2 protein-coding genes are annotated in these 3,531 nt (G+C 37.2%); one reads left to right on the top strand and one right to left on the bottom strand.

All coding sequences use genetic code 11. The annotated features are described in order from the left end of the window. Nucleotides 1–68: 68 nt before the first annotated feature. Complete coding sequence (locus tag NL42_RS18480; RefSeq protein ID WP_461313861.1) at nucleotides 69–2,405, bottom strand: hypothetical protein; 2,337 nt, start codon at nucleotides 2,403–2,405, stop codon at nucleotides 69–71. 193 nt (nucleotides 2,406–2,598) lie between these two features. On the opposite strand from NL42_RS18480, the gene NL42_RS18475 reads away from it, so the two are divergent. Further along, nucleotides 2,599–2,904 carry a hypothetical protein gene (locus NL42_RS18475; RefSeq protein ID WP_461313860.1) on the top strand — a complete coding sequence of 102 codons (306 nt, stop codon included), beginning with the start codon at nucleotides 2,599–2,601 and terminating at the stop codon, nucleotides 2,902–2,904. The last annotated feature ends 627 nt before the right edge of the window (nucleotides 2,905–3,531 follow it).

Here is a 3,531-nt window from a genome sequence, read left to right as displayed (position 1 = left end):
TACGAGAAGCCTATCAATAAAAAACCTAGCTATACCGTGAATTTTTATCGATAAGCCTCAAGCGGAAGTTACGCCTGTTTTTTTGTCTTTTTTCTGGTTCTTTTTTTGTAGCCAGTTCGCCCGCGAATCAAGATTTGTTTCTGCAGTACGGCTGTATGCATCCAGTATAAATCACGATGCATTAAGGCAAATAAGAGACCTGATGTATAACGTCGTGAAGGATGCTTTTTATTAAACCTGGATTGAAAAGACCCGACGTACTCCATGATGTGTTCAATTTGTTTAACCTTGATTTCATCAATATTCAAAGCTTCGGTCTTTTTATCCAGACGTAACTCCGCCTGATGCTTGAGCTTTTCAAACCAGCTTTCTGACCCTGTTGATTCTATATAACGCTCATCCAGATAAAATGTGAGAGTCGCAATATATTTAATCTTTTGCACATCTACCTGCTGAAGTCTCCAGAATCCGACATACCCCATGAGCTGCTGATGAGTTTTATTAAAATGATCAATGATGTTTTTCAAAAGGGTATCGATTTGTTTTAAAGATTGAGACTTTAGAACGGTAATCGTAAATTCTACATCTCGATAAATATTCTGTTCGTTTTCCAGTTTTTTGACGTAGCTATCAACTCTGAGAAATGATCTTTTTTTGACTCGCTCCTGTACCTTTAACCAGTCTTGTAATGATTCTGTATGAAACCGTTGGCTCGTCAGCAAGCTATCTAGTTTGGTAAAAACAGCAGCAGGCATCAACTGCTTGTCTACCAAGCCCTTTATTTGCTCTTTAAACAGTTTAAGCGGTAACGCCATGAGTTCCCGTATCTTCTGATGCAATGCGGTTTTATATAGGCTATAACCATAAACAGGAGAATATTGTTGTTTTGGGAGCATTAAAAAAGCAGCGATAAAGCATAGAACCCGTGGCCCCATAAACTCAGCATACTGAAGTAAAATTTCAATACTCTTTTGTTCTTGTGGCTCATCCTGTACTAAACCACCCCAATCATTTTGTTTGATCTCCTTCCCCTCATTCGTAACCGGATCTCTTATCCAGACAGGGGCTAAAAGCACCGCAACTTCCATCCGGATCATTGCAGGTGTGAAGTTCAGAATATTCTGACTGTATGACCGATCAATATAGGGAATGTGTTCATAACACAGCCCAATATCCAGAATATCCTTTTGCAAAGGCTTAAAAACATTTTTTAATTTTAATGCTTGTAGAAGAGACTGGTTTTCCTGATGATGTTCCAGTTTTTTTGGTTTTCTTGGTGTAATGGCCTTTTTGGGAATTTCTCTAGGCTTGTCGGCACGGTCATACGGCTCCTCTTCAGCACAAACATCCTCCCTATAAAGTATTTGTAAGAGATGTGGTGCATTAGCAATATAAGCAAGTGTTGTTCTTACAAACTGTGCATAACTTGGCCCGCTTCTAGAAATAACTCCGGCTTGTAAAGTCGCGGTACGGTAAAGCTTGCTATTGAGAAACTCTGCCAAACGAGGTTTGACTTGAGGGTCTAAAGAATGACTTTGCATGTATATCGCTTGCCAAACAGTAGCAACATTTTCATATAAGTCACGAATGGCTAAACTTTTTAAATTTTCAAAAACCACAACACAAAAGTAAAAAAATTGCCCATCAACGCCATACTCAAGTTTATAGAACAAACCGAGGTAGTGCTCCTGCTTCCTCATCTCAGTACGGAGTTTTTTCAAAGCCTCATTTAAAAATACAATTTGAGCTTCGCCATAAATCTCGGATGCAAATAAATTAACACAAAGTACTTTTACACTGTTTTTTGAAGCGAACATTTGATCAAAGGTAGATTGCAACTTCGTAATCCGTTGATCACGTGACACCCAAAAATCTGATGTAAAATTTTCAAGAACAGGAAAACTATTCTGCAAAATAATATTATTTCTTTTTTTAAGGAAATCAGAATAGCTTTCTTTGTGAGACACCCTTGTAAATTTGTTGTGCCCTACCCGATAAAGTTGAAAAAGCGCCTTCGTATAATCGGAGTCGAGCATGACCTGAGCTATGCCACGAAGCTGACCAAATAATACAACGTTTATTGCCTGAATTTGAGACTCTGTCAGCTCCATAGCCAAAGCAGGAATTTCTTCTAACTTAAAACGTCCTTCTCCTTGCTTATATATTTCGTGCAATAGGTCGAGCAAATTTTGCTCTTCTTTACGTTCCAATTTCCCGTTATACACAAAACTTAAAATGAGTTTTTCCAGCTGTGAAACGATTTTTAGATAAGCCATTACAGAATAATATTCATCACGCAGACCTATCGGTTTCATGTCAATCGGCTTGATCTGCATCAGATAAAAATTCAAAAGAATTGCTAGCTCTTGGGTACGCTGTGGATACTCAATATTTGATAGTTTCATTTAACAAAATACCCCCAGAAGCCTTGTCATATAGACCATCTATTTTACAAATTAAAAATAGCACATTTTTTCACAACCTATAATTTAAAAATTCACCTCACAAAGCACATTTTCTATATTTTTTAGCTAAAAGTTGAATCGCTTTATCAGTATAATCACTCAACACAAGGGCTTATCTTAAACAGATTTAAACATGGAAAAATTAACTGTACTTCAGCTAAGCAAACGAACTGGACTCTCCAGAACACAGATTTATCATTTGCAAACAAAAAATAAAATCAAAATAATCAATGGAAAAATAGATTTTGAAGCAGCCTTGCCAGCCATTATCGAGTTGCTCGATAAAAAATCAAATAAAGATAGTGAGGTTGATTTTAAACAGATTTTAAACTTACTAATTTCACAAAACATCTCGCTGCAAACACAACTAAACTTAGCTCATGAACGTGAAAAAGCGTACCTTACTGAGCTTGTAAGCTATCGCCAGAATTTGGCCTAAGAAACCGCCCTACAGCCACAAACAGTCGAAGGCACCACTCAAACAAAGCTAGAGAATGATGAAGTTGATACAGACGAGAACTCTCTAAACAAAATGGAATCTGAAAGTGAAACTCAAGCTCCTATAGAGTCACGTCAAAACATCAATAAAGAAACGAAATCGGGTAATGAGGCAGAAAGCCACCCTACTCCTACAGAATCCATTTACAATGAAATGGCCTTACCCGAATCAGAAAGTGGAGATACCGGACCCCAAAAAAGAAAGTAATAAGCAAATGATGATGCTCTCGTTGATAAAACATTACTAAACCAAGACGACACAGAACCATCGTTAAATCTAAAAAGACACAGAAAGCAAATAGTTCCGATATCTAAATCCGGCAAAGCAAATTTCATTAATGCTGTTATACCTCCCGATAGGAAAAAATCAGCATCACCGACCACACAATCAATGACCGATCAAGAGGACCTCAATAATGTTAATCATTATGACTAAGGGCAATAAGATCAAGGTCAAAAAATAGGTGTGCAGTACATTTAAATATGAATTTGTTCTGGAAGCGTTCGTATATGTGAAGTGGACAAAATATAATACTGACTTTTTTAGTCTCAATTTAGCCCCAATGAA

The organism is Acinetobacter sp. GN11 (genome assembly GCF_054823985.1).
The sequence above is the reverse complement of the archived record's forward strand: the minus strand, read 5'-3'. Positions and strand labels throughout refer to the sequence as shown.